General features: G+C 56.4%; 17 protein-coding genes. 5 read left to right on the forward strand and 12 right to left on the reverse strand.

The genetic code is table 11. The annotated features are described in order from the left end of the window. On the reverse strand, positions 1-1,035 hold the full coding sequence (locus tag AC13E3_RS19090; protein WP_008171785.1) for a DUF58 domain-containing protein: 1,035 nt from the start codon (positions 1,033-1,035) through the stop codon (positions 1-3). A gap of 189 nt (positions 1,036-1,224) precedes the next feature. Here AC13E3_RS19090 and AC13E3_RS19095 point away from each other — a divergent pair, with 189 nt between their 5' ends. Next, positions 1,225-1,842: a hypothetical protein gene (locus tag AC13E3_RS19095; RefSeq protein ID WP_008171787.1), complete on the forward strand. Its 618-nt coding sequence runs from the start codon at positions 1,225-1,227 to the stop codon at positions 1,840-1,842. A 137-nt stretch (positions 1,843-1,979) separates the two neighbouring features. Here the strand turns inward: AC13E3_RS19095 and AC13E3_RS19100 are convergent, their stop codons facing one another. After that, positions 1,980-2,948, reverse strand: a complete 969-nt coding sequence (locus tag AC13E3_RS19100) for a DUF6160 family protein (RefSeq protein ID WP_008171789.1) — start codon at positions 2,946-2,948, stop codon at positions 1,980-1,982. 156 nt (positions 2,949-3,104) lie between these two features. Further along, positions 3,105-3,695 carry a hypothetical protein gene (locus AC13E3_RS19105; protein WP_008171791.1) on the reverse strand — a complete coding sequence of 197 codons (591 nt, stop codon included), beginning with the start codon at positions 3,693-3,695 and terminating at the stop codon, positions 3,105-3,107. A 234-nt stretch (positions 3,696-3,929) separates the two neighbouring features. Here AC13E3_RS19105 and pabB point away from each other — a divergent pair, with 234 nt between their 5' ends. Further along, on the forward strand, positions 3,930-5,270 hold the full coding sequence (pabB, locus tag AC13E3_RS19110; protein WP_008171793.1) for an aminodeoxychorismate synthase component I: 1,341 nt from the start codon (positions 3,930-3,932) through the stop codon (positions 5,268-5,270). Between the two features lie 65 nt (positions 5,271-5,335). On the opposite strand, the gene thrH is transcribed toward pabB, so the two are convergent. Continuing rightward, positions 5,336-5,950 carry a bifunctional phosphoserine phosphatase/homoserine phosphotransferase ThrH gene (gene thrH, locus AC13E3_RS19115; protein ID WP_008171796.1) on the reverse strand — a complete coding sequence of 205 codons (615 nt, stop codon included), beginning with the start codon at positions 5,948-5,950 and terminating at the stop codon, positions 5,336-5,338. Positions 5,951-6,166: 216 nt separating this feature from the next. Here thrH and AC13E3_RS19120 point away from each other — a divergent pair, with 216 nt between their 5' ends. After that, the gene (locus AC13E3_RS19120) at positions 6,167-6,907 is read left to right on the forward strand and encodes a phosphoadenylyl-sulfate reductase (protein WP_264622573.1); all 741 of its coding nucleotides are present in this window, start codon (positions 6,167-6,169) and stop codon (positions 6,905-6,907) included. Between the two features lie 27 nt (positions 6,908-6,934). On the opposite strand, the gene cysB is transcribed toward AC13E3_RS19120, so the two are convergent. Then, positions 6,935-7,912: an HTH-type transcriptional regulator CysB gene (cysB, locus tag AC13E3_RS19125; protein ID WP_008171800.1), complete on the reverse strand. Its 978-nt coding sequence runs from the start codon at positions 7,910-7,912 to the stop codon at positions 6,935-6,937. A 246-nt stretch (positions 7,913-8,158) separates the two neighbouring features. Here cysB and AC13E3_RS19130 point away from each other — a divergent pair, with 246 nt between their 5' ends. Beyond that, complete coding sequence (locus AC13E3_RS19130) at positions 8,159-10,879, forward strand: winged helix-turn-helix domain-containing protein (RefSeq protein ID WP_482902347.1); 2,721 nt, start codon at positions 8,159-8,161, stop codon at positions 10,877-10,879. A 264-nt stretch (positions 10,880-11,143) separates the two neighbouring features. On the opposite strand, the gene dinG is transcribed toward AC13E3_RS19130, so the two are convergent. The 5 genes from dinG to AC13E3_RS19155 are packed head-to-tail and all read right to left on the reverse strand — an operon-like array spanning position 11,144 to position 18,089. Continuing rightward, positions 11,144-13,348: an ATP-dependent DNA helicase DinG gene (gene dinG / locus AC13E3_RS19135; protein WP_053115381.1), complete on the reverse strand. Its 2,205-nt coding sequence runs from the start codon at positions 13,346-13,348 to the stop codon at positions 11,144-11,146. Then, positions 13,348-14,073, reverse strand: a complete 726-nt coding sequence (locus AC13E3_RS19140) for a general secretion pathway protein GspB (protein ID WP_014577213.1) — start codon at positions 14,071-14,073, stop codon at positions 13,348-13,350. Before AC13E3_RS19140 ends, dinG begins: the two co-directional genes overlap by 1 nt. Positions 14,074-14,075: 2 nt before the next feature. Further along, positions 14,076-15,782, reverse strand: coding sequence for an ExeA family protein (locus AC13E3_RS19145; RefSeq protein ID WP_482902348.1), 1,707 nt, complete (start codon positions 15,780-15,782; stop codon positions 14,076-14,078). Position 15,783: 1 nt separating this feature from the next. Next, a complete protein-coding gene (locus tag AC13E3_RS19150; RefSeq protein WP_482902349.1) occupies positions 15,784-17,271 on the reverse strand; it encodes a DUF3336 domain-containing protein in 1,488 nt (495 codons plus the stop codon). A gap of 29 nt (positions 17,272-17,300) precedes the next feature. Then, positions 17,301-18,089, reverse strand: coding sequence for an MlaA family lipoprotein (locus AC13E3_RS19155; protein WP_482902350.1), 789 nt, complete (start codon positions 18,087-18,089; stop codon positions 17,301-17,303). Between the two features lie 91 nt (positions 18,090-18,180). Here AC13E3_RS19155 and AC13E3_RS19160 point away from each other — a divergent pair, with 91 nt between their 5' ends. Continuing rightward, on the forward strand, positions 18,181-18,588 hold the full coding sequence (locus tag AC13E3_RS19160; RefSeq protein ID WP_041645241.1) for an acyl-CoA thioesterase: 408 nt from the start codon (positions 18,181-18,183) through the stop codon (positions 18,586-18,588). 12 nt (positions 18,589-18,600) lie between these two features. Here AC13E3_RS19160 and AC13E3_RS19165 read toward each other — a convergent pair whose 3' ends face one another. Both AC13E3_RS19165 and hrpA read right to left on the reverse strand, forming a co-directional pair. Next, entirely contained in the window at positions 18,601-19,722 is a 1,122-nt protein-coding gene (locus tag AC13E3_RS19165) for a beta-ketoacyl-ACP synthase III (RefSeq protein WP_482902351.1), read from the reverse strand. Positions 19,723-19,871: 149 nt separating this feature from the next. Continuing rightward, entirely contained in the window at positions 19,872-23,807 is a 3,936-nt protein-coding gene (gene hrpA, locus AC13E3_RS19170; RefSeq protein ID WP_482902352.1) for an ATP-dependent RNA helicase HrpA, read from the reverse strand. Between the last annotated feature and the right edge of the window lie 62 nt (positions 23,808-23,869).

A 23,869-nucleotide genomic window follows, 5' to 3' on the forward strand; every position in this document is an offset into this window, starting at 1 on the left:
TCAAGCCTGCCCCTCCGTAACCCACTGGGAGGTTGTCTCTCTTTGTTTCTTTCGCGTTCCATGGGGCTCAGCCATCGCATCCCGCGGCCGCTCCTCACCCCAGGTTGCCAATACCCGGAGGCACCGGGCCGCATGGGCCGGTCCGGAATCAGGCTCGATGATCTGCCCCGGAAGATTCAATCCAAACCGCACACCACTGCGGCCTCGTTCGTTTACCAGATACGCCAGGTAACTCAGCCGCAATTCATAATCCGCGCCCGGATAGGCATTAAAATCCAGCCAGTAGGGACTACCCTGCTCACCCTCCCAGTCGGCAACCACCATCTGCCCGGTTCGGGCAAACCGCTTCCAAAGCACCCGCTGGCTCAGATCACCTTCCCGCCAGGGCCGGATATCGGCATGATCGTTCCCTTCAACGGACCGTACCTCTGCAGACTCCTCGCCGTCCTCAACGGTGCTGAACGCCTCCGGCGCGGGCACCTGCCTGGGGAAGACAACACCGGCGGACACCGGCCGGATCCAGGACCAGGCCTTCAGCAAGCCAAACGGAAACCGGGTTTCTATACGGATCCTGTCCGGGCGCAGGTATCCCCGGTGAGCGGAATGAACTGGCAGGCTGACGTCCTGCGCCTGCCCGCAATGGACATGCACCGGGGCATGGCCCGATTCCTCACAGGAAAGCAGGATGGCAATGGCATCGTCCCGGCCCGCCCTGAGCCGGAACCGGAAGGGAATATCATCGCCGGCAAAGCCCTCTCCCGGCTGGATCAGGGTGAGTTCAACACCAGACAGATTCCGATGGGTCTGGTGCATGGCGCCGACAAAAACGGCACCCAGGAGGAACGTGCCCAGATAAATCAGGCTGTTCTGATAATTGATGCCGGTTAACAGCATGATGACCAACAAGAGGCCAAACACGACCCCTGCGCCGGTGGGCAGAATGAAGATGTTTTTCTGACTGAAGGTCTGGAGATCGGACCGCGGAATCCGTCGGTTAATCCAGCGACGAAATCGGTTTCTGAACGGATTTTTCATAGTGTCACTGAGGCCCTGCAACGCCAAAAAAGTTCATGGTATTCGACCATGATTTTGCTGTGATTAGTAACAGTACCGAAAAATCAAAGATTCTGATCACAATCCCGGATCTTCAAGCTTGAATTCCTGTCCTACAAACCGAATACTCGACTCAGGGAGCGTATTTTTTAAACAACAAGGGTCCAGATTATGAAACGCCGACACCTGCTCACCAGCGCCATCAGCAGTCTGGTTGTTGCTTTACCTGCCTATGCTGGCGTTCAGACTATGACCTCAGACGAAATGGTGGAAACCTATGTGAAGGATTCCGCCGTTATTGTTGTACCCAAAGAGCGGAAGAAATCCGACGCCGACCGGCAACGCATCCTGCGCTCCCTCACCATTTCCCCCGGCGAACCGGTGCTGACCGAAGCGGAAGAAGAAGCCTACCGGGACGCCCTGCAACGATACGTTGATGAAGGCAAGACCGATGCGCTGGAAAACGCCGAAGAGGAATTTCTACGGCGCGCCCTGCTCCTGCCCCAGGAAGAAATCGCCCGGGCACAGCCGCCGGCCGAGTTTACGCCAACGATTCCACCGATAATCTTCGGACAGCAGGCACAGATTCCGGAAGAGCCTTTTACACAGACGTTTCTTAACGATCAACTGGGGATTGGGTTCGATGGGCAGAATGTGAATTTCAGCATTGGTAACCCGCCGGGGATTGACCAGATCCAGGTTCCACAAGCAATTAATGAAGGGCCGGTTACCTTGACGCCAAGGCCTGGTGGTGGGTTTGATCTTTCTATTGCGGTGCCGGATCAGTAACGAAGAATTCGTTGGTTCGATTTGAAAACGGCAGCCAGGATTGGCTGCCGTTTTTTTATTGGCCCGAGTTTTCTTCTAGCCAATAAAAACGCCCCGCAGAGCGGGGCGTATCACCAATCTCTTGGCGTCAGGTAAGATTACTTACCGTAAACAGCAAGCGTGGTGTCAGAGATATGCAGGTTATCAATACCAATGGTACCGATATTAGTTCCACCGATACGAGTCTCTTGGATGTTTACGTCCATCAGAACATCGTCGACGTCTACCCGCAAGACATCTGAACGGGTTCCATCGAGATTGTCACCTTTGTATATATCAAGGCGGGCAACCGCGAACGATTTGTTGGCGCCGTTATTGCCAGAAGCTAGCGCCGCAAGGGTGCCCTCAAGTACCGGATCTTCGCCGTTCGGATCGTTCAGAAGGGCTGAAATTTCGGCGTCAGTGTAGGTTTGACCACCAGCGTTCGCACCTTTAATGCTCAGGCCGGTAATACCCACTGCCAGGAAATCCACTTCGAAGTCCATCTGCTCGACAGTAAATGCTGCATCCAGATTCAAGGTGCCCGTGTTAGGGCCAGCTGCAACATCGGTGGTATCAACCCGAATATCCAGAGCGCCTAACAAACCCCACGCTTTCATTCCTGAAATCAGTGTGGTGTTTTCCGTCGCAGAAGAAGCATCCACATTGTCACGTAAGCTCATCTCACCAACCTGCATACCCCAGTCGATGGGCGCACCAGTGTTTGAGCCAACATGAATAACTGCGTCGCCATCTGCGGCAACATCAATATCGATCTTCAGGTCATCCAGCAGATTGCTTTGAGTTGCCAAACCCGGCACAGCAACGGGGTCACCAGTGTTTGGGTCTGTAGCAATCAGACCACTAGCGTTCGCACCGCCGATTTCGATGTCAGAGACCGCGAATGTACCTTCATCGGTGTAGGTGAACTCTCCGATGGAAACGCGGGTTTCCAATTCGATAGTTACACCTGCCTGACCAGTTACGTTCCCCATTGCGCTATCATCCAACGCCTTGAGGTCTGCATTTGCTGCGAAAGGGGCAGCAGCGACTGCTGTAGCAAGAGCAAGTTTCTTCAGGCCTTTCATTATTATCTCCTTGAGTAAACTCTTTTTGATTGTTTTCCGAGTTTTATTTTTGTGAAGTTCTGTAACCTCACACCTCCATTTAAGATTGTTTTACAGTCGGAGTCCGTGAATGAACGCACAGTTCCGGAACACTAAGCTACAGCTTGCGCCTGACACTCAGGCACCCTTTTTCTTCTGGTCATAAAAGATCTGAAATGACTTTTCCTGCGACATAGCAGCTCCAAATGAGACATCCCCTTCGTCTAACTCAAGAGGAATCAATTTCAAGCCTGAGATGCCCAGTCGATGTTCATGCTCTACTACTACAACCCTCTGCTTCTCACCTTCTTTGGTTATGGTGCCTGGATAAACAATTAACGCGGCATCAATTTTATTGTGCCGGGCTAAAGACCGCAGGCTAGCCCTGAAAACTTGCAGCTTCGCTGAAGGAGGTGCACTCTCCGCTGCCTCATCGAGCCTCACTTTTTTGAGTTTCCGATCTTTTAAAACCATCCATGCACCCGGCCCGAAAATCCCCGAATTCTCTACTTCTTCCTCTACAACGGACATTGAGGCTTTCAGCATTGAAGTGAGATCTTTTTCCGCCGTTAACATGGCTGCAGCCAGCTCCTTTTTTGTGAGCTTGCCGTCAGATAAAACACTGGAACCTTCACTCTGGTGTTCCTGAGAGGTCGCTGTCGCGGAGAAGCAGACAAGTGAAAGAATCAAAAAAAGGACCTTTAAATAACCAAATCGCAAGGTATTCATAGAAACTCCATGTGCAAAGGACTGCCCTTGCCTCTCGGGACAAGCGCTTCCATTTAGTTTTTTTATACTGGGGACGCCCTACCAACTCGGATAGAATGCCGATCAACCGTATAATCAGCAGTTGAATAAAGCGTTAGTTAATTAGATCAGCGCATCCATAAAAGTCACAACGCCGATTTTGTGTGCTGTTTATCATTTTTTGAACATTCCGGAGGAACCTTGAACCCGGCAACCATGCGTGAACTCAATCAGGAGGGCTACCATCGCCTGCTAAGCTATGCCTGCCGGGAAGCGGATTTCGCCTATATTGGGAGTGTCGGTCACGGCCCCGCCCGAGGAGTCTTCAGCGGTTTTTCTGCCAGAGCTCGCGCCACCGAAGTGCTCCAATACCCTGTGCCTCCGGATTTCTGCTCCGATCAGCTTGCCCAGAGCATGGAAAGCCTCGTCCGTCAGTTCCAGATCGAACAGGAACCCAACCCGGAATGTCTGTCCGGCGGGTGGATTGGATTCCTCGGTTATGAGCTCGGGTATGTCAGGGAAAGCCGTCTCAGGCAGCTCTGTCCATCTGTGGATGCTCCCCTTATGTCTGCAGGATTTTATCTTTGGACGGCAAGTCACAATCGCAAGACAGATCAATATTGGCTCTGGATTCATCCGAAGTGCCCTGGTGAGACACGGGATCTGCTGGAGCAGTGGCTGGGCTCGGACGAACCCGCAGCCACCACCGGATGGTCTATGTTTTCCCGATTTCAGCCCAGGCAAACACCGAGTGCCTTCAGGGCCAGCGTAGAAAGGGTTCGCCAATACATTGAGGCCGGAGATTGTTATCAGGCGAATCTCTCCCAGGAATTTTCCGGCCATTTCACGGGGGATCCCTGGCAAGCATTCCAGGCGCTTTCGGATGCTAACCCTACGCCCTACAGCGGCTTCATCCGCGCCGGCGAGGCATCCATTCTGTCAGTTTCCCCCGAGCGTTTTCTTGAAATTCACGATCGCACCGTCACCACCAGCCCCATCAAGGGTACGCGGCCGAGGGGCGGCACTCCGGAGAGCGATTCAGCCTACGCCACAGAACTGGAGGGCTCTGAAAAGGATCTTGCCGAAAACCTGATGATCGTCGACTTACTTCGCAACGATCTGAGCCTGAACGCAAAGCCGGGCAGTGTGAAAGTCGACAAATTGTTTGCACTGGAGTCCTACCGGAATGTTCATCATCTGGTCAGCCACATCCGCGCCGAGCTTGCCGAGGCTGTAACACCCATGAAGGCCCTTTTTGACGCCTTCCCGGGTGGATCAATCACTGGCGCACCGAAGATACGAGCCATGGAAATCATCCGGGAGCTTGAGCCCCACTGGCGTGGTCCCTACTGCGGCTCGATTTTCTATCGCGGACTGGATGGCACTCTGGACAGCAATATTGCGATTCGAACCATGCTGTGTGATGGCGAGGGCACCATTCGGTGCTGGGGTGGTGGCGGTATTGTTGCGGACTCAGATCCCGAGGCTGAATATCAGGAGACGCTCGCAAAAGTCGGCTCTTTAATGCGGTTTCTGGAAGAGTTGGTGATCGACTGAAGTGAGTTCGGGTGAACATGGGGGCAGAAGAGAGCGTTCTTCTGACCCCAATTTCAGTCCTCCAATCAGGGGTTATGGATCTCGCTGGCCTTGAGAAACTCCTGCCTCAGATCCTCGAAGTTATGCACTGCAGGGAACTGCGGGAACTCGTCGATTACGTTTTGCGGCGCATGGAACAGGATACCGGCTTCGGCCTGGCCCAGCATGGTAGTGTCATTGTAGGAATCACCGGCAGCAATCACGCGGTAATTCAGCAACTGGAATGCCCTCACGGACTGTCGCTTAGGGTCGCGCTGGCGCAGCAGGTAGTTGGTGATCTGGCCGTCGTCTGCAACTTCCAGCTTGTGACAAAGCAGTGCCGGATAACCCAGCTTCTTCATCAGGGGCATCGCGAATTCGTAGAAGGTGTCGGACAGAATCACAACCTGAAAACGCTCGCGCAGCCAATCCAGAAACTCCCGGGCGCCGGGCAGCGGGTCCAGCTCGCCAATCACTTCCTGGATTTGCGGAAGGCCATAGCCGTGCTGGTCCAGCAGCTTGAGGCGCTGCTTCATCAACACGTCATAATCCGGAATATCGCGGGTGGTCGCCTTGAGCTCTTCAATGCCGGTCTTTTCGGCGAACGCGATCCAGATCTCCGGGATCAATACTCCTTCAAGGTCAAGGCATGCCAGTTCCACAACGATCTCCTGCTTCAATTGGTTAAGGGCAACGTCGGTTTGTCCGTCTGTGCCGCTATTCGGAGCGTATGATAAGAAAAACCGGGCGGGATTGCATCGTAGAAGTGTAACCCCTGACTTTTAAGCGCGGAATAACCATATAGATCGTCATTCCTTCAGGATATGAGGCATTTAATGGTAGCCTTTTCGCACGTTTAGATCCTTTTGCACATCAAGATAAGGCAATCCCGGGCCATGACCGATATTCAAACCTTGCGGGAAGAGCTCGAAGGCCAGAGCCCCCGTTCGATTCTCAAGGCCGCCCTGAAACAGTACGACAACATCGCGATCTCCTTCAGCGGTGCGGAAGATGTGGTACTGATTGAGATGGCGCACAAGCTCACCGACAACCTGCGGGTATTCACCCTGGATACCGGGCGTCTGCATCCGGAAACCTATGAGTTTGTCGAGCGCGTGCGGAAGCATTACGGCATCGAGATCGAAGTTCTGTTTCCGGATGCTCACGAAGTTCAGGATCTGGTGAACAAAAAGGGCCTGTTCAGCTTCTATGAAGATGGGCACGGTGAGTGTTGCGGCATTCGCAAGGTCAACCCCCTTCGCCGCAAGCTGGCGACCGTGGACGCCTGGATCACTGGACAGCGGAAAGACCAGAGCCCCGGAACTCGCAATGACGTCCCGGTTATCCAGGAAGATACCGCCTTCTCGACCAATGAAAAGACACTGGTAAAGTTCAACCCACTTGCAAACTGGACATCAAAAGAGGTGTGGGATTACATCCGTATGTCCGAGGCGCCTTACAACAAACTGCATGAGAAAGGCTTTGTCAGCATCGGCTGCCAGCCCTGCACCCGTCCTGTCCTGCCTGGTCAACATGAACGTGAAGGCCGCTGGTGGTGGGAAGAAGCCACCCAGAAAGAATGCGGCCTCCATGCCGGCAACCTGATCGCCCGGGAATAACCCGGGCGCCTCTTGCCCATTCACCTTTTAGTGAGTGGGCAGCTCGACATCCTTGAACAGTTCTTCGATTTCAGACCGGCTGCCCTGATGGGAAACCGCCTCGTCCACCTTTTCTTTGGTGAGATGGGGCGCGAAACGGTGAATGAAGTCATACATATAGCCCCGCAGGAAAGTCCCCTTTCGGAACCCGAGTCGTGTGACGCTGGGACGGAAAAGCTTGCGGGCGTCGAGCGCAACCAGGTCGGTGTCCGTTTTTGGATCGAATGCCATGCTCGCGACAATTCCAACACCGAGCCCCAACCTGACGTAGGTCTTGATCACGTCTGCATCTGCTGCCGTAAATACCACTTTCGGTGTCAGTCCCTGGGACTGGAACGCCTCATCCAGTTTCGAGCGCCCCGTAAAGCCGAACACGTAAGTCACGAGCGGGTATTCTGCCAGCTCCGGAAGTGTCAGTTCCGGCAGTTTCGCCAGTGGATGATCCTTCGGCACGATGACGCTCCGGTTCCATTTGTAGCATGGCATCATGATCAGGTCGTTAAACAGCTCCATGCCCTCTGTCGCAATGGCAAAATCGACCGCCCCGCTGGCTGCCATTTCGGAGATCTGCATTGGCGTCCCCTGATGCATATGCAGGGAGACGTCCGGGTACTCCTCTATAAAACCACTGATAATCGGGGGCAGTGCATAACGGGCCTGGGTATGCGTGGTGGCGATGCTGAGATCACCCTTTCGCTGGTTACTGAATTCCTGGGCAATCTTCTTGATGCCCTCAACCCGCCGCAGGATTTCGCCGGCCTCGCGAATAATGATCTCGCCGCCCGGTGTGATTCTGGTGAGATGCTTGCCGCTGCGGGCAAATACTTCAAGCCCCAGCTCGTCCTCCAGCAGGCGGATCTGTTTGGAGATACCCGGCTGGGACGTGAACAGACTCTGGGCGGTTGCTGAGACATTCAGGTCGTGATGCGCAACTTCCCAGATATAGCGCAACTGTTGTAGTTTCATTGAATCTGCTGCTCCCTGGAGATCGAAGGACCTTGTTGAAGAATACGCATAAAAATACAGATTTTCATTCTTTTTTAATATAGGCAACTGCTTTTACACAGTTTAGACCAAAATCGCATTTGCGCAGCCCCTGATAAAACCCTGAGGCTATGAAAAGCCCCTCCAACCCTTGACTTGGCCAATACAAAGGACACAATCCGTAATGCCTTGTCTGGGCACATCAACACTCCAGTTCTCAGGGAACCCATGCTGCTCACCACAAAGTTTCTTCGGCCAACGTCAGACTCGCGCGCGGTTAAACGTGAGCGGCTGAGTGCCTTGCTTGAGTCCCGGGCTCCGAAAAGACTGAATCTGGTGATTGCGCCGGCCGGGTTTGGCAAGACCACTCTGGTTTCGCAATGGTGTTCTAGAGTTTCCTCCCCTAGCGCCTGGCTCTCTCTGGATGAACACGACGATGAGCCCCGGCGATTCTGGCAGTACCTGATAGGAGCTTTTGAGCAAGCCGGGCTGACCGGCGCGTCCGATTTGCGCAAACAACTGGCTCACCACTCAGATGACACGTTTACCGAGGCCATTACCGGCCTGATCAACACACTGGCTCATGATGACAGCCCGTGGTCGCTGGTGCTGGACGATTTCCACTTCATTGGCAACCCTGCCATTCACAGGCAGTTCGCCTATTTCATTGATTATCTTCCGCCGGGTGTTCTGATAACCCTGGCGTCCAGAACCGAACCGCCACTGCCCCTGGCCCGCTGGCGCGTCCGTCGGTGGATCCAGGACATCCACCCTGGCCTGTTGGCCTTTTCTGAAGACGAATGCCGTCAGTTCTTTCACGACACCATGGGCCTTGATATCGCCGACGAGGATGTCCACGCGATTTACCGCAAAACCGAAGGCTGGGTCGCTGCCATGCAGCTTTCCGCATTGTCCGGAAAGGACGCCAGCACGAGTGGAAACCAGATAAATCTGGATGAGCGCCACATCAGCGATTATGTGCTGAGCGAAGTACTTGAGCAGCAACCCCGGGAGCTGTCGGACTTTCTGCTTGAAACGGCCTGTTGCCCCCGGCTCTGTGCGTCCCTCTGTGATTCGATCCGTGGGTCCGATAACAGCCAGGAGCTGCTTGAAAAACTTCTCAGCCAGAATCTTTTCCTGATCCCGCTGGATACCCGGAACGAGTGGTTCCGCTATCACGACCTGTTTCGGGATGCGCTGCAACTCAGGGTAAGTCACCAAGATCCTGACTCGGCCGCGCGACTCTGGCACCGGACGGTGGACTGGTTATTGGCCCATGGCCACGTGCAGGAAGCCATTGCCCAGATCGTCCGACAGGAGGACTGGTCCCGGCTTGCCCGGGTGCTCGCCGAGCACGGCAACAACCTGATCCATGGCGGATATCACCTCCCCGTGCTGGACTGGATTGATGCCCTGCCACAGGACCTTGTCATCGACAATCCGCAACTCCAGATGCTCCGGATCTGGGGGCTGTTCTTTGCCAACCGAATGGATAGTCTGGAGCCGCTGCTGTCCGGCCTGGAGGATCTTCTGGACCGGCAGGTGGCGGACTCCCATCCGGATGCCGAAGGGGCCCTCGGGCTGCAAAGTGAGATCTCGCTGATGCGCTCCTATCTGGCTCGCACCCGGAGTGACGACAAGAGCGCCGCAGATCTCACAAGACAGGTGCTCAGGGAGATTGATCACACTCGCATACCGCTAAAGTCGGTGACCTATTACGGCCTGGGCCTGGATTACTACGGCAAGGGTGAACTCACCGAAGCCGAAGACGCGCTCCAATCGGCAGTCCGCTACGGACAGGTCGAACATAAACCCAGTACGGTTCTTTCCAGTGGCGGCCTGCTGGCGTGGATTCAATACAATCGCGGCGATATCGATCTGGCTTTGGAAACCTGCACCGAGATAAGGCAATGGGTGGACAAACACTATGCGGACCCAACCCAGCCAAGACTCATCTCATGCTGGCAGAACAGTACACTCTGTGAGATTCATCGCGAACGAAATCACCCCCAGCTAGCAGCCACGCACCTGAAACCGCTGCTCGAACATGTTGAGCGGGGCACCGAACCGGGCCAGCACGTGATCATTCAGTACGTGCGTGGTCACCTGGCTTTCAGCGAGGGCAGGCTCCAGGACGCGATTGACGCGCTCGAAGACGCATCCCAGACCGCCCGCAAGCGGCGAGAGCAAATCGTGTTCGAGCCACCCGCAAGCACTGCCCTTCTGGCACGCTGCTACCTGGCTTCAGGCCATCCGGAAAAAGCCCGGGCCTGCCTGGATTCCCGAGCCGATACCGAGTTCACCAATCCGCTTCATCTTGAACAAAGCCGTATTAGCGAGGCGCGAGTGCTGGTGGCACTGGATCAGCCCGAGCGGGCCCAGGAAATACTCAGCGCTCTTTTGCAACCGGCTGAACGCAACGCCCACAACAGACACCTGGTGGAAATTCTGTTGGTCTATGGCGAGGCCCTGGCGAAGCAGGAACGGACCGATGAATCGGAGCAAATGCTGACCCGCGCGATAGAACTCGCCGGCGAGGCCGGATTCCTGAGGCTCTTTGCGGAGGAAAGCCCGGATCTGCGTGCCCTGCTCCTTGGTTTGCCAGCACTGGATGAACCGGGAAGCTGGAACGCCAGCGTCAGGAAAATGCTTCTCGATCAGCGCCGGTCTGGCAAGGGCCATTCTGAAACAAAAGCCAGTGCTATTTCTGGTGAGCACGGTCGTACGACACTCAACGCCGAAACACTGCCTGAACCTCTCAGCCAGCGAGAACTTGAAGTGCTTGCGCTCATTCATGCGGGCCACGCCAACAAGGAAATTGCCGCAAAAATGGACGTTGCCCCGGCTACGGTGAAGGCCCACATTCGCAACCTTTATGGAAAGCTCGGCGTTGGCCGCAGAACCGAGGCTCTGGCCAGGGCCCGGGAACTGGGGTTGCTGCAAGGCTGATTTCGAGCCAAAAAACGTGATGCACCTCACACTTTGCACCAACAACTTAAACCCGCTACGCCCTTTGGACGATCCGGCTACGCCCTCTAATCCCCTATTATATTTTCAACGGTGAGGGAAACCTCACCAGGAATTCTGAAACTTCAGGCCTTCAGATTTCTTGTTCCGCGTTGTTTCGACGCCCGGGTTCGAAAGAACCCCTTGATGAGAGCCAACCCCAAAGGGGCTGGCTCTTTTTTTATGGCTGAACGGTTCTGGTGGGATTCAGTGTTCGATGATCCGGCGGAAGGGTGGCAATGCATCCAGCAACAGCTGACCATACCGGCGGGCAATAATGCGGCGATCCAGGATCGTCACTCTTCCAGTATCCTGCTCGGTCCGCAGCAGCCGACCAACCGCCTGGACGAGTTTGATGGACGCGTCCGGAACGGTGATTTCCATAAACGGATTGCCGCCCCGCTGCGTCACCCACTCGGCCAGGCTCGCCTCAATGGGATCATCCGGCACCGAAAATGGCAAACGGGTAATCACGACGTGGTGCAAGTACTTGCCTGGAAGGTCGATACCCTCTGCAAAACTGGCAACGCCGAACAGGACACTCGGCCGGCCTTCATCCACCCTGCTGCAATGCTGCCTCAGCACTTCGCCCTTGGCCATATCGTCCTGGGTAATAATGAGGTCCGGGTAATCCGGGGCCAACGCGTCTCGCACTTGCTGCATTTGACGACGGGACGTAAACAACACCAGAGTCGCCTTCTCGCCTGCCCAGAGGTCCGGTAGTCGTTTTACAAGCTCATCGGCGAAGCCGTCATCCGTTGGCATGGCAGACATCGCAGGCACCTCCACCGTTGCCATTTCGCCGTAACGGAAAGAGCTGGGAACCACGAGGAAGCGGCTGCCCTGGGGCAATCCAGCCCGCGCGTTCAGGCGATCGAACCGACCAAGTGCAGTCAGGGTCGCACTGGTGAGCACGGCGCCGTAAGCGCGAGACCAAAGCCTGGAATACAACAGGTTGTCTGCCAGTACCGGTGAACTGTAAAGAGTGATGTCTTCGGCGTGATCCCAGCGCTGGCGTACTGACCATCGGGCTGGGGGCGGGCTTCTCTGCGTTTTCGGCCTGGCTTCTGGCTCATCACCTGTCTCGCTGTTGGTTTCAGCTTCCACGGGGGGACTGGCATTGCCCGGGTCGCACCAGGCTGTCCAGAGCCGCAACTGGTCCTCTGCCCGGGCGTGAAAGGAGCCTATCACCGGATACCAGGCTTCGGCGGTTTCCCGGTCGATTTCATGCTCCTTGCGCTCGTCAAAGGCGCCCTGCAACTCGTCCGCCAGAACGCCCAGTTGCCGGACCATGTTAGCGGTAGCAATCCGGCTTTCGGCTGCAAGCTCGGCCATCGCCTCCGGCAATTCACCTTCCGGATAACGCCACTGCGCCGTCCGTCGCTCCTCATTGAACTCCCAGCCGGTATTCTGCTCGGCTTCTTCGTAAACCCGGTTGAGGACCAGGTCTACCTCTCTCGACGCAGAACTGATGCGATCCAGGGACTTGGCGGCCTGGGTGCCGGCTGCCAGATAAGGCTGCATTTTCACAAGCGCCTGGGAAAGCTGCTTCAGCCATTGCCGGGTAGCATTGAGTGGCAGCGACGCGGCAAAGTGATTCAGGGCCTTGTCCGGAAGGTGATGAGCCTCGTCGAAAATATAGAGGGCGTTCTCCGGCTCCGGCAGAATGGCACCGCCGCCCAGGGCAAGGTCGGCCAGAACCAGGTCATGGTTAGCCACCACGATATCGGCATCATCAAGGTCTTTACGGGCATCAAAAAACGCGCAACTGTCGAAATAGCTGCAGTGGCGGTTGGTGCACTGCCGGTGGTCCGTGGTTACCTGTCGCCAGACGTCGTCCGGTATCTGTTCCGGCCAGTGGTCACGGTCACCGTCCCACTCGCGGGAGCCATAACTGGCGAGCATTTCTTCGAAAAAGGCCCGGGTGCCCGGTTCTTCATTTTTCGGCCCATCCAAAAGGAACAGGGGCATGGTGTCGCTGTCGGTATTGCCTTCATCGTGCAGTCGGGCTTCCAACCGGGACATGCAGAGATAGCGCCCCCGCCCTTTGGCCAGAGTCCAGTTGAAATCCATCTTGCTGTGCTTTTTCAGGTCCGGGAGATCTTTAAGCACAATCTGGTCCTGAAGGGCCACGGTTGCGGTGGAGATAACCAGGGTTTTGCCGAGGGCTTTGGCCACCGGGATGGCAGCGATCAGATAGGCCAGGGTTTTGCCTGTCCCGGTCCCGGCTTCGACCACACAGGCAGAGGCAGGGGACGTTCGCTGGCCATCGTTCTCGGTGATGTCGCCCATGTATCTGGCGATTTCCGCAATCATCAGGCGTTGCCCATAGCGCGCCCGAATATCCTTGCCTGCCAGCACATCCCGATATCCCTGCTGGATCGATTGCTTGATCTCGTCGGTCAGCGCCATCAGCGAGGGCTCACCCAGTCCCGAACAACGCCAACCCGAAAACGGCGCCCGTCACGACTCAGAACCACCCCTTCTTCCGTTATGTCGTCTACCCGCAAGCCTTCGAAGACGTCGCCCACTCGCAGGTAGGTGTCGTTAATCATGACCCGGCGCGATGCAGGGGATGACGAGTAGATATGGCTGTTAAAGGTCAAATCGGGAACGCTCTTCTGAAATGAGAGCGGCAACTCTACCAGATGTGGCACTCTGCCTGCCTGCTCGGGCTGCACCATTGGTGCAGCAGTTTCGGCATTTGCGGATGAGGGAACGATAACGGTCGCCCGCTCCCGGCTTTGTGATGGGGAAGGTTCCGAAGCGATCGGCGCCGGCGTCGCCTCGCCCGCATCGGGCTCAGGGATGGTCCCCGTTTGTGCAACGGGATCTTCCAATGTCGGCGCTGGCTCTGTCGCAGGCGCCACCGCATCAGGTTCAGGAGCTGTCGTTCTGGCCGAGGCCGCAGATGTCTCGGATTGCGACTCGGAAACCCAGGGCAACGGCGCTCCCGGCCAGAAGACAAAGGCCAGGACGCCGGCATTGAGCATGAGTGCAAGAGACACCCAGGCAGCCGGCGACCACCGCTTTTTCTTCGGGCGATGGATCAGCTGTACCTGCTGACCAAGGTCCGGTACGCGCCCTTGCCTCCGTTCAGTTTCGGATTTCCGCAATGCGTCAAGAATGTACGACATAATTACTCTCGACCTTCAACTTGCCGGCGACCTTCGGACTGCAGAGGCTTGAGACGGGGAATGTTAGCTTCCAGGTCGTTATTGATCTGGATAATCGTCATGGCTCCGGCGATCCCATCGACGGTAAGCCCTCGCAATGACTGATACCAGCGAACCTGCTCTTCGGAATCCAGCCGTTTCACCCGGTCACTTTCAGCACGGGAATTACTGAAACGGTCCGCCAGATCCATCATTCGCGCACCAATCCAGAGTTGCTCGCCCCCGCCATTGCTGTAAAAGCCGTCGCCCGTCAGGTATTCCGGAAGGCGCCACAGAACCCGATACTCCCCGAACCAATAGCGCTCGATACTGGCAAACAATACAGTCTGATTGCCGGAGGGCAAGGCGATGTCTGCGGTATCGCCATCCAGATGGCGGAGCACGACAAACCCCCGGTTACCCGCCTCATCCTGCAACTGAAGCATCGCCGGGCGATCCAGAAACTCGAGGCTTCGGCGGCTACCCTGACGACTCAGGCATCCAAGACCCGCCTCGTTGGCCCATTCGCAGGCAACGGGCGCTTCCGAAGGTTCATATTCGCGCCCCCAAATCCCGAAAAGTACCTGAAAAGCCTCCACGGAATCCAGAAGCTGACCTGGCACGGCAAGTTCAACGGGTGCTGACGACTCTCCCGACCCGGTTTCCTGGATCTCTTGCAATGGTTTCTGTTCCTGCTCCTCGACTCGCTCAACAGCTCCCTGCAAAGGTTCTGCTGAGGAGGGATCGGTGAGAAACGATCCACCCGGTGACCAACGCTCAATAAGCCAGGCGGTGCCGATGATGGCCACCAGAATCGAAGCCGCAACGATAAGGTACTGGGATCTGTCTGGTGACTGGTGAGCCCGTGAGGGCGTGGGGCCGAGGGATTGTCCACGTACTTCTTTTGCCGCCTGGCGGATATGCTCGGGCGTAATCTCATGCTCACCCTCGGCATAGGCGCCCAACAATGCGCGGTCACTGATCAGGTTGATCAGGCGGGGTATGCCCTGGCTCTCGCGATAGAGGCGATTCACCGCCCGCTGCGAAAAGATATCACCCCGCATGCCGGCAACACTGAGGCGGTATTTCAAGTAGGCCGCCAGCTCATCCCGACCGATGGCGTCCAGGTGATAGCGTGCTGTGACCCGCTGATTCAGCTGTCTCAATTCCGGAAGTGCCAGCATTTCCTGCAGTTCAGGCTGGCCAAGCAGGACAATCTGCAGCAGCTTCTTCTCTGCCGTCTCGAGATTGGTCAACAGCCTTAACTGTTCCAGCACCTCGGCCGAAAGGTTCTGGGCCTCATCAATCATCAGAACCTTGTGTCGCCCGGCTGCATGGGCCTTGAGCAAGTCCCGGTTAATCAGATCAACCAGTTCCTTGATGGTGGCACTGATATCGTGGGGGATTTCCAGCTCATCGCAGATGGAGGACAGTAACTCCCGCGCAGAGAGCCTCGGGTTGAGGATCAGCGCGATATCCACATGATCGGGAACATTCTCGATAAAACACCGGGAAACCGTTGTTTTTCCTGTTCCCACCTCACCAGTGATTACGATGAAACCGCCCTGCCCCTGGACTCCGTACATCAGGTGCGCCAGGGCCTCCTTGTGGCGATCGCTGAGATATAGATAACGAGGGTCCGGGGCAATGGAAAACGGCGGTTCGCGAAAGCCGAAAAAGTCGTAATACATATCAGGACGTACCGGAATCCGCGTTGCTGATCAGCCTGAGCTCGGCCGTGCGCCGGTTCTGTTGCTTCAGCCTTCGCACGCAGCGCTCCAGGGTTTTCGATATACGGGCGTGGGAGCGAATCATGGAGATCTTCGGCCAGGTCGCTCGCTCGCCAGCCAGAATCATCTGCCGCACGTAAGCAGGATCCGGATTCGCCAGCATCCTGCTGTAATCCTTGAAGGAATACGACGGAGCTATGGTCACGTCTCCCGAGTAACGCTGAGCCATAATGGTGTACAACTGACCGGACATCTGCCGCAGAAGTTCCGGCCTTACCCGTTTTCGCAGGTAATCGAACACGCCCTGGCCATGAAACTGTATCTCGGATTTCAACAGATGCATGGGCAGATTTCCGAGGGACAGTTTTTCATCCAGCCCCCGCTGGCTCAGGAAAGGGACTACGTGGGGATTGGTCTGGCTCACGATGGTGTAATTGACATCGTACAGGTGCATCAACCGCTCGATTGGCAAATCACTGACGACCGAGCCATCCACAAACTTCAGGCGCGGCATATACGGTAGCGTATTACCCTGAATGTCTTTTTTCATCAGGGTAACCGGCGGGAAAATACCGGGAACCGCGGCGCTGGCCAAAACCGCACTCCAGACCATCAGATAAGGCGAGGTGTATCCACACAGCAAGCGAGCCTTCTGGTGGGCCTGCACTGGTGAAACACTCACATTGATCGAACGGCCGGTACGCTGGTAAGCCTCTTCAAACGTATATTCACCGATATTGCCACGCAGGCAATTGCGCAGCTCTTCCTGATCCATGAGGCCATCCCCACGCACCGCACTGAGCAGCCCCCGCCATTTCCAGGCTTTCAGGTTATGGTTCTCGGGCACCAGCATTTCCGGGATTTCCGCGTCTGTGTGTACTCCAAGAATGCCCGCGATAACCGCGCCGATACTTGAACCGGCAATGACCTGGGGCAGAAGCCCCTTTTCCCACAGGGCCTTGATGACGCCAAAGTGGAACACACCCAATGTAGCGCCGCCGCTGAGCAAAAGTGCCGGCCGGCCATAGCTTGTAAGCGTATCCCGGAAGAACTGAAGTTTGTCGGCAACGGGGAAACCGGGCACCGGTTCATCACACAGGTAATCCAGCGATTCACAGACCTGGGTAATGTATTCCTCGATCAGATGTTTGGTGCCAACCCGGGATCGCGTATAAAGCGCCGGGTTGCCCATATTCCCGAGGTCATGGTGGAGGCCCTCCCGAAGGGCCCGCTTGAGCCGTTCTACATCATTCTGCTGGCGATACTGTTTGAGGTTGCTCAGCCGGTCGTAGATGACTTCGTAGTGGTAGAGATCGGAGGCGAAATCCTCTTTCCACTCAGCGTTGCCCTCCAGGAAGTCCAACTCCAGGGCCGCGGCCTTCCACACTTCGTAGTTTGGCGCCTCGGCCAGCATTTTCCGGAATTTGGCTATTCTTGGATCCTTGAGCACCGCTGACCTCCTTTCAAACCGGATGACACTCAGAAATCATCCAGCATCAGATCTTCATCGTCGCCACTGGCAAACGGGTCGTTGACCACTTTCCCGTCGTTAATCAGGAATTCCCGACGTTGCAGAAAAGCGTTTCGAACAAACGTGTAGCTGTCGCCCGAGATAAAGCTTTCAGCGGGAATGAGATCTGCCCGACGGTCCACTATCTGCAGCGCACGGGCATAGTAAACTTCAGGGCTGTCAACTTCATCCCAGGCCGACGGTAGCGCAAAGCCGTCGGTCATGAACCCGGTAAAATGCCGGGGGGTTGAAGGCCCCAGAAAAGGCAGCATGAGGTAGGGTCCTGAACCCACGCCCCAGTAACCCAGTGTCTGACCAAAATCTTCCGGCCGCTCCGGGAGGTCAAAGGCGGTTGCCACGTCAATCAGACCACCCAGACCGAAGGTCGTGTTGTAGGTAAAGCGCCCTACCGCAACCACGGCCGACTCCCCTTTCAGCTGCAGTACGCTGTTGGTGAAGTTTCGGAGTTCGGTCAGGTTATTGAAGAAATTGGTAATGCCACGGTCAACAATCTGCGGGGTGAAGTCTCTGTAGGCCTGTGCCACCGGCTTCAGGAACCAGCGATCAATGGTCTCGTTGAAGGTGTACACCTTGCGGTTCCAGTTCTCCCAGGGGTCTTTCGGGTCAACCGGAACAGAGCCTTCTGGCGCAGGTTCCTGCATAGTCTGTGCGGTAGCCTGGCCCACTGGAAGGAATACAGCCAGGGATAACAACATGGTGAGCGTAATCAGCCGGCGCCGGATAAAAATGTGTTTCATTATCTGCTCTTGGGTTGTTTAATTCGTTTCAATTCGTCGAAAATACCGGCGCTATTCTTTTTATTATTAAACCATTGTTCCGGAGAAACCGATGTCAGTACCGGGAAATCTTGTAAACACGATTACCATGCCGCTCCGCTGGGGCGACATGGATGCATACGGCCACGCCAATAATACAGTCTACTTCCGATTCTTTGAGGAAGCGCGCATTGTCTGGCTGGCCTCACTGGAGCTCGGCGGTCCTGACGAGCCGACCGGCCCCGTCATTATAAAGACCAGCGCTACCTTTCTAAAGGAATTGAACCACCCGGCAACGGTTGAGGTGAAAACATACGCTGACAAGGCAGGTAACACCAGTCTCGACACCTACCATTTGCTGACAGATGTCGACACCGGCGCCGTCTATGCGGAGGGCTATGCAAAAATCGTCTGGTTCGACCGAAAGACGCGCTCATCGGCTCCGCTGCCAGACACCCTCAGGGCACTGGCAACGTCTTGACCCAGCTCACTCCTATCGGCGGCGAACCACCACGCTGCCGATGGAATAACCTGCCCCGAAAGAACAGATTACCCCCAGATCACCACTGACAAGGTCATCCTTGTTTTTGTGGAAGGCGATGATCGAACCGGCAGAGCTGGTGTTTGCGTACTCATCCAGAATCACCGGTGCCTCTTCCTCAGTGGCATCGCGACCCAGTACCTTGCGGGCAATCAGCTGATTCATGTTCAGGTTGGCCTGGTGCAGCCACATGCGACGGAGATCATCCGGCGAGAGGGACAGGCTTTGCAGCTGTTTCTGGATGGTCTCGGCAACCAGCGGCGACACCTCCTTGAACACCTTGCGACCCTGCTGAACGAAGAGCTTGTCGGGTTTACCAACACCGGAATCATCGGCGCGGTTCAGAAAACCGAAATTGTTCCGGATGTTGTTGGAAAACTTGGTTTTCAGGCTGGTACCGAGGATCTCGAACCCCTGCCCCTCACGGGTATCTTCTTCGCGCTCAACCAGAATGGCTGTGCAGGCGTCACCAAAAATAAAGTGACTGTCCCGGTCCCGGAAATTCAGGTGGCCCGAACAGATTTCCGGGCTGACCACCAGAACGGAACGGGCACTGCCATTCTCGACGGAATTGACGGCCGCCTGAAGGCCGAACGTAGCGGAGCTGCACGCCACGTTCATATCGTAGGCAAACCCGTCGATACCCAGCGCTTCCTGAACTTCGATAGAAACTGCCGGATAGGCCCGTTGCAGGTTGGAACAGGCAACGATCACGGCATCGACATCCTGTGCCGACTTACCCGCCTGCTCAAGGGCCTCACGGCAAGCAGTCACAGCCATTTCGCATTGCACCGAGGGCTCCTCGTTGCTGCGATCGGGAATATAGGGCTTCATGCGTTTGGGATCGAGAATGCCATCCTTGTCGATCACATGTCGGCGCTTGATGCCGGACGCTTTCTCGATAAACGAGGAGGACGATGGCTGCAGCGGCGTCACATCGCCATTGGCGATGGCGTCTGCGTTCTCCGCGTTGAACAGTTCAACGTACTGGTTGAAGGCTTCGACCAGTTCGTCATTATCAATGGTTGCTGGCGGTGTGTAGAGACCGGTCCCGCTAATAACGGCTTTAATCACGCTAACCCCACGTCATGATTGTGAAAACGGGATGACTGGCGTCCCGTCTGATTCGTTCATTGACCTACTGCCAGAAATACTAACACAGTATCGGGGTTTTGCCCGTCGGCTATCAGTCAGTAGCACCGGATTGGTGCAGTCTGCCTTTCTCAGACTCTGGTTTTTTCCCACTGCCGGTCCAGACGTTTCACCGACACGGTCATCACCGTGCCCAGTTGCTGGGCAAAGAACGACACCCGGAACTCCTCCAGCATCCAGCGGTACAACACCAATTCAGGATCCCGGGTCCCCTGCCGCTGTTGTTCGTCCCGCTTCACCGCGTAGCGGGACCAGAGCGGCTCAATGGTGTGAAGAAACTCCCGCTCCCGGCCCATTTCCCGGGACATTTTCTCCAGCCGAATCAGAGCCGCCTCGAAGTAACGCCCGAATTCCGCCAGCCACTCAGGCGGTGTTTCCACCAGAAATCCGGGATAGACAAGGTTCTGTAGCTGAAATTTCAGATCGGCCATGCTGTTGGCGAGGGCCAGATTGATTTTGCCTTTCAACTGCTTCGCCACTTTCTGGTAACCGGACATGGCCTGATACAACCGCTCGTCTGCCTGCTCCAGAGCCGGGATGAAGTCGCCCCGGTGAGCGTCAAACACACGGTCGAAGTCCTCTGCTGTCCTCGGAACACCCTCCGGGAGAAAGTGCTGCATGGCCGTTGCCAGCAACAGGTCATCCAGCAACACTTTCGACTGGCCTACAGGAGCAAACATCAGCGCAGACTGTTTAAACCGGGGAAGCTTCCGCTCCAGGTCATCGAGCGTCCTGCCGAACCGGTTCAGAATCAGGCGGGCGATAGCCTTCCGGGTGGTATCTTCAGCAGTCAGCCGATCAAGACAACGTATCTGGCGCACCTGCTTACCCAGATCCTCCAGCGCGGGATAGACGGTCACCTGCATGCCGCCCTTTTCGGTCTGGACCTGTTCGGGCAACGCTCCGAACCGCCAGTCGGTGTACTCGCCAACCGGTTCCGCCCGCGAATCATCTTTTGTCGCCGACTCCAGCGCCTGCTCCGCCTGACCCTCAAGTTGATGCTGCAAATCGGTCGTCTCGCGACTCTCGGCAATGGTTCGACCGCCGTCACCCATGACACGCAGGTTCATCCTGAGGTGCTTTGGCAATTCCGATTCCGACCAGGCCTCCGGATCAATCTGTACACCGGTCATCCGTCGCAACTGCTCGCCCAGTTGAAGCGTTAACGGTTCGTTGGAGGGCTGCAGGTTCTCGAGGGCCGCGTCTACAAAATCAGGCACAGGAACAAAGTTACGGCGCAATGCCTTGGGCAGGGATTTCACCAGGGCAATGCACTTCTCCCTCAACAGTCCCGGCACCAGCCATTCCAGGCGACGGGACGGTATCTGCTTGAGCGCCATCAAGGGCACCTGAAGCGTAACGCCGTCCTTTTCACTGGTGGGTTCGAACTCATAGCTCAGCGGGTAACGAACACCCTCCCACTCCAGATAGTCCGGGTACAGGTCAGCGGCCTTGGCATCAACCGGGCGCTGAAGAATGTCGGATTCCGTCAGCTCAAGTTGCTTCAACTGCTCCGCCGGGAGCCCCTTCCACCAGGTCTCGAAGTGCCGGCCACTGATGATGTCGGCAGGCAGGCGTTCATCATAGAAGGCCACCAGCACTTCATCGTCAACGAGCAGGTCACGCCGCCGGGTCTTCTTCTCCAGATTCTCAACCGTGTCGAGCATTTCCCTGTTGCGGGCGATAAAAGGCGCCTTTGATCGGTAATCCCCCTCCACCAGGGCTCGCCGGATAAACAGATTTCGGCATTCCGCCGGATCCACCTTGGCGTAAGGAATGCGGCGCTTGGCCACGATATCGAGGCCGTAAAGGGTCACCTTTTCATAGCCCATCACCTGGGCCCGCTTCTGCTCCCAGTGGGGCTCAAAGTAGTGGTGCTTGACGATATGTCCGGCCAGGGGCTCAATCCACTCCGGTTGAATGGAGGCCACCACCCGGGCGAACACCCGACTGGTCTCCACGATCTCGGTGGCCACAATCCATTTCGGGCCAGTCTTGGCGACCTTCGAACCGGGAAAGATCAGGACTTTGCGGTTTCGTGTTGCGAGGTATTCCTTTTTCTCCACTTTCACCGCCACCTGGCCCAGGAGACCCGCCAGAATCGCCTTGTGCAGCGCTTCGTAACTGGCGGCATCCTTGTTGACCGCCAGCTTTTGTTCCCGGCAGATCAACGTGAGCTGGCGATGGATGTCCCGCCATTCCCGCATCCGCATCCAACTCAGGAAACTCTTCTGGCAGACCTTTTTGAGCTGATTCTGGGACAATTCCTGACGCTGTTCTTCGTAGAAGTTCCAGACATTCAGTAGCGTCAGAAAATCGGATTCTTTGTCATTGAAAGGCGCGTGGGCCTGATCCGCAGCCTGCTGCTTGTCCTGGGGGCGTTCCCGGGGGTCCTGAATACTCAGCCCGGCAATGATCACCAGCGTTTCCGAAAGACTGCCCAGCTCTGCGGCGGTGACCAGCATCCTGGCCAGGCGCGGGTCAAGAGGCAGCCGTGCCATGGTTCGACCAAGGCGGGTGACGCGGCGTTTGTCATCCACCGCGCCCAACTCTTCAAGGAGCTTGTAGCCGTCGTTTACCTGGCGCTTATCCGGCGCCTCAAGAAATGGGAACTGGCGAATCTCCCCCAAACCTGAAGTAGCCATCTGCAGAATGACGGACGCCAGGTTGGTTCGCAGGATTTCCGGATCGGTGTATTCCGGTCGGTTGATAAAATCGGTTTCGTCGTATAGCCGAAAGCAGATGCCCGGTGCCACACGACCGCAACGGCCAGCCCTCTGGTTGGCGCTCGCCTGGGAAATGGGTTCCACCGGCAGGCGCTGGATCTTCGAGCGCACGCTGTAACGACTGATCCGGGCAACACCGGTATCGATCACGTATCGAATACCCGGCACCGTCAGCGAGGTCTCCGCCACGTTGGTGGATAACACGATCCGTCGCCCCTTGTGGGACTGGAAAACCCGATTCTGCTCGGCGTTGCTCAATCGGGAATACAGCGGAAGCACTTCGGTATGGCGCAGGTCGACGTGGCGAAGAACCTTGCTTAGGTTGCGGATCTCGCGCTCGCCGGGCAGAAAAACCAGAATATCTCCAGGCGGCTGTTTCTGGCTGCGTTCGTGCTGCTCGATTTCATCAAGGGCACCCAGCACGCCATCCGTCCAACCCTGATCCCGGTCGTCTTCATCTCCAGTCAGTGGCCGATAGCGCACGTCCACCGGATAGGTTCGCCCGCTCACCTCGATCACGGGCGCCTTGTCGAAGAACTCGCTGAAGCGCTCGACCTCAATGGTGGCCGACGTGATGATGACCTTCAGATCCGGGCGTTTGGGCAAAAGCTGGCGCAGGTAGCCCAGCAGAAAATCGATGTTGAGACTGCGCTCGTGGGCTTCATCGATGATGATCGTATCGTACCGGTCCAGAAACCGGTCGTGCTGAACCTCCGCCAGCAGGATGCCGTCGGTCATCACCTTTACACGGGATTGCTCGGAGGTGTTATCGGTAAAACGAACCTGATACCCGATCTGCTGACCGGTCTGCTCACCTATCTCCTCGGCAATACGGGCAGCCACACTGCGGGCGGCGATCCGCCGGGGCTGGGTATGACCGATCAGGCCACGAATACCACGGCCACTGTTCATGCAGATTTTGGGTATCTGGGTGGTTTTGCCAGAACCGGTCTCACCCGCAATGATTACCACCTGATGGTTTTCGATGGCCTCACGGATATCATCCACACGCTCGGAGACCGGAAGGCCCTCGGGGAAGCTGGCCGGCTTGTGCAGGGCATGGCGTTGCTGAACCTTTTCAAGCCCGCGCTCCAGCCAGCTGGCCATTTTCTCCAGGTCTTTCTGGCCCGGTTTGCCCTTGGTACGGGCCACCGTTTTCACAATGCGGGCGGCTTCCTGCTGATTGCAGGCGTCCAGCTGCTCCATCATCGCTCTAACAGCGGCTTCGCCATCGGGCTTGGGTTTCGGTGTGCTCGGAGTATCGGAACGGGTTTCTGTCATTGAATTGCCGGAATAGCGCTCACTCGGATTCGATTGGGCGACAGTCTATCGGGAAAGTCGGT

The organism is Marinobacter sp. L-80 (assembly GCF_056859395.1).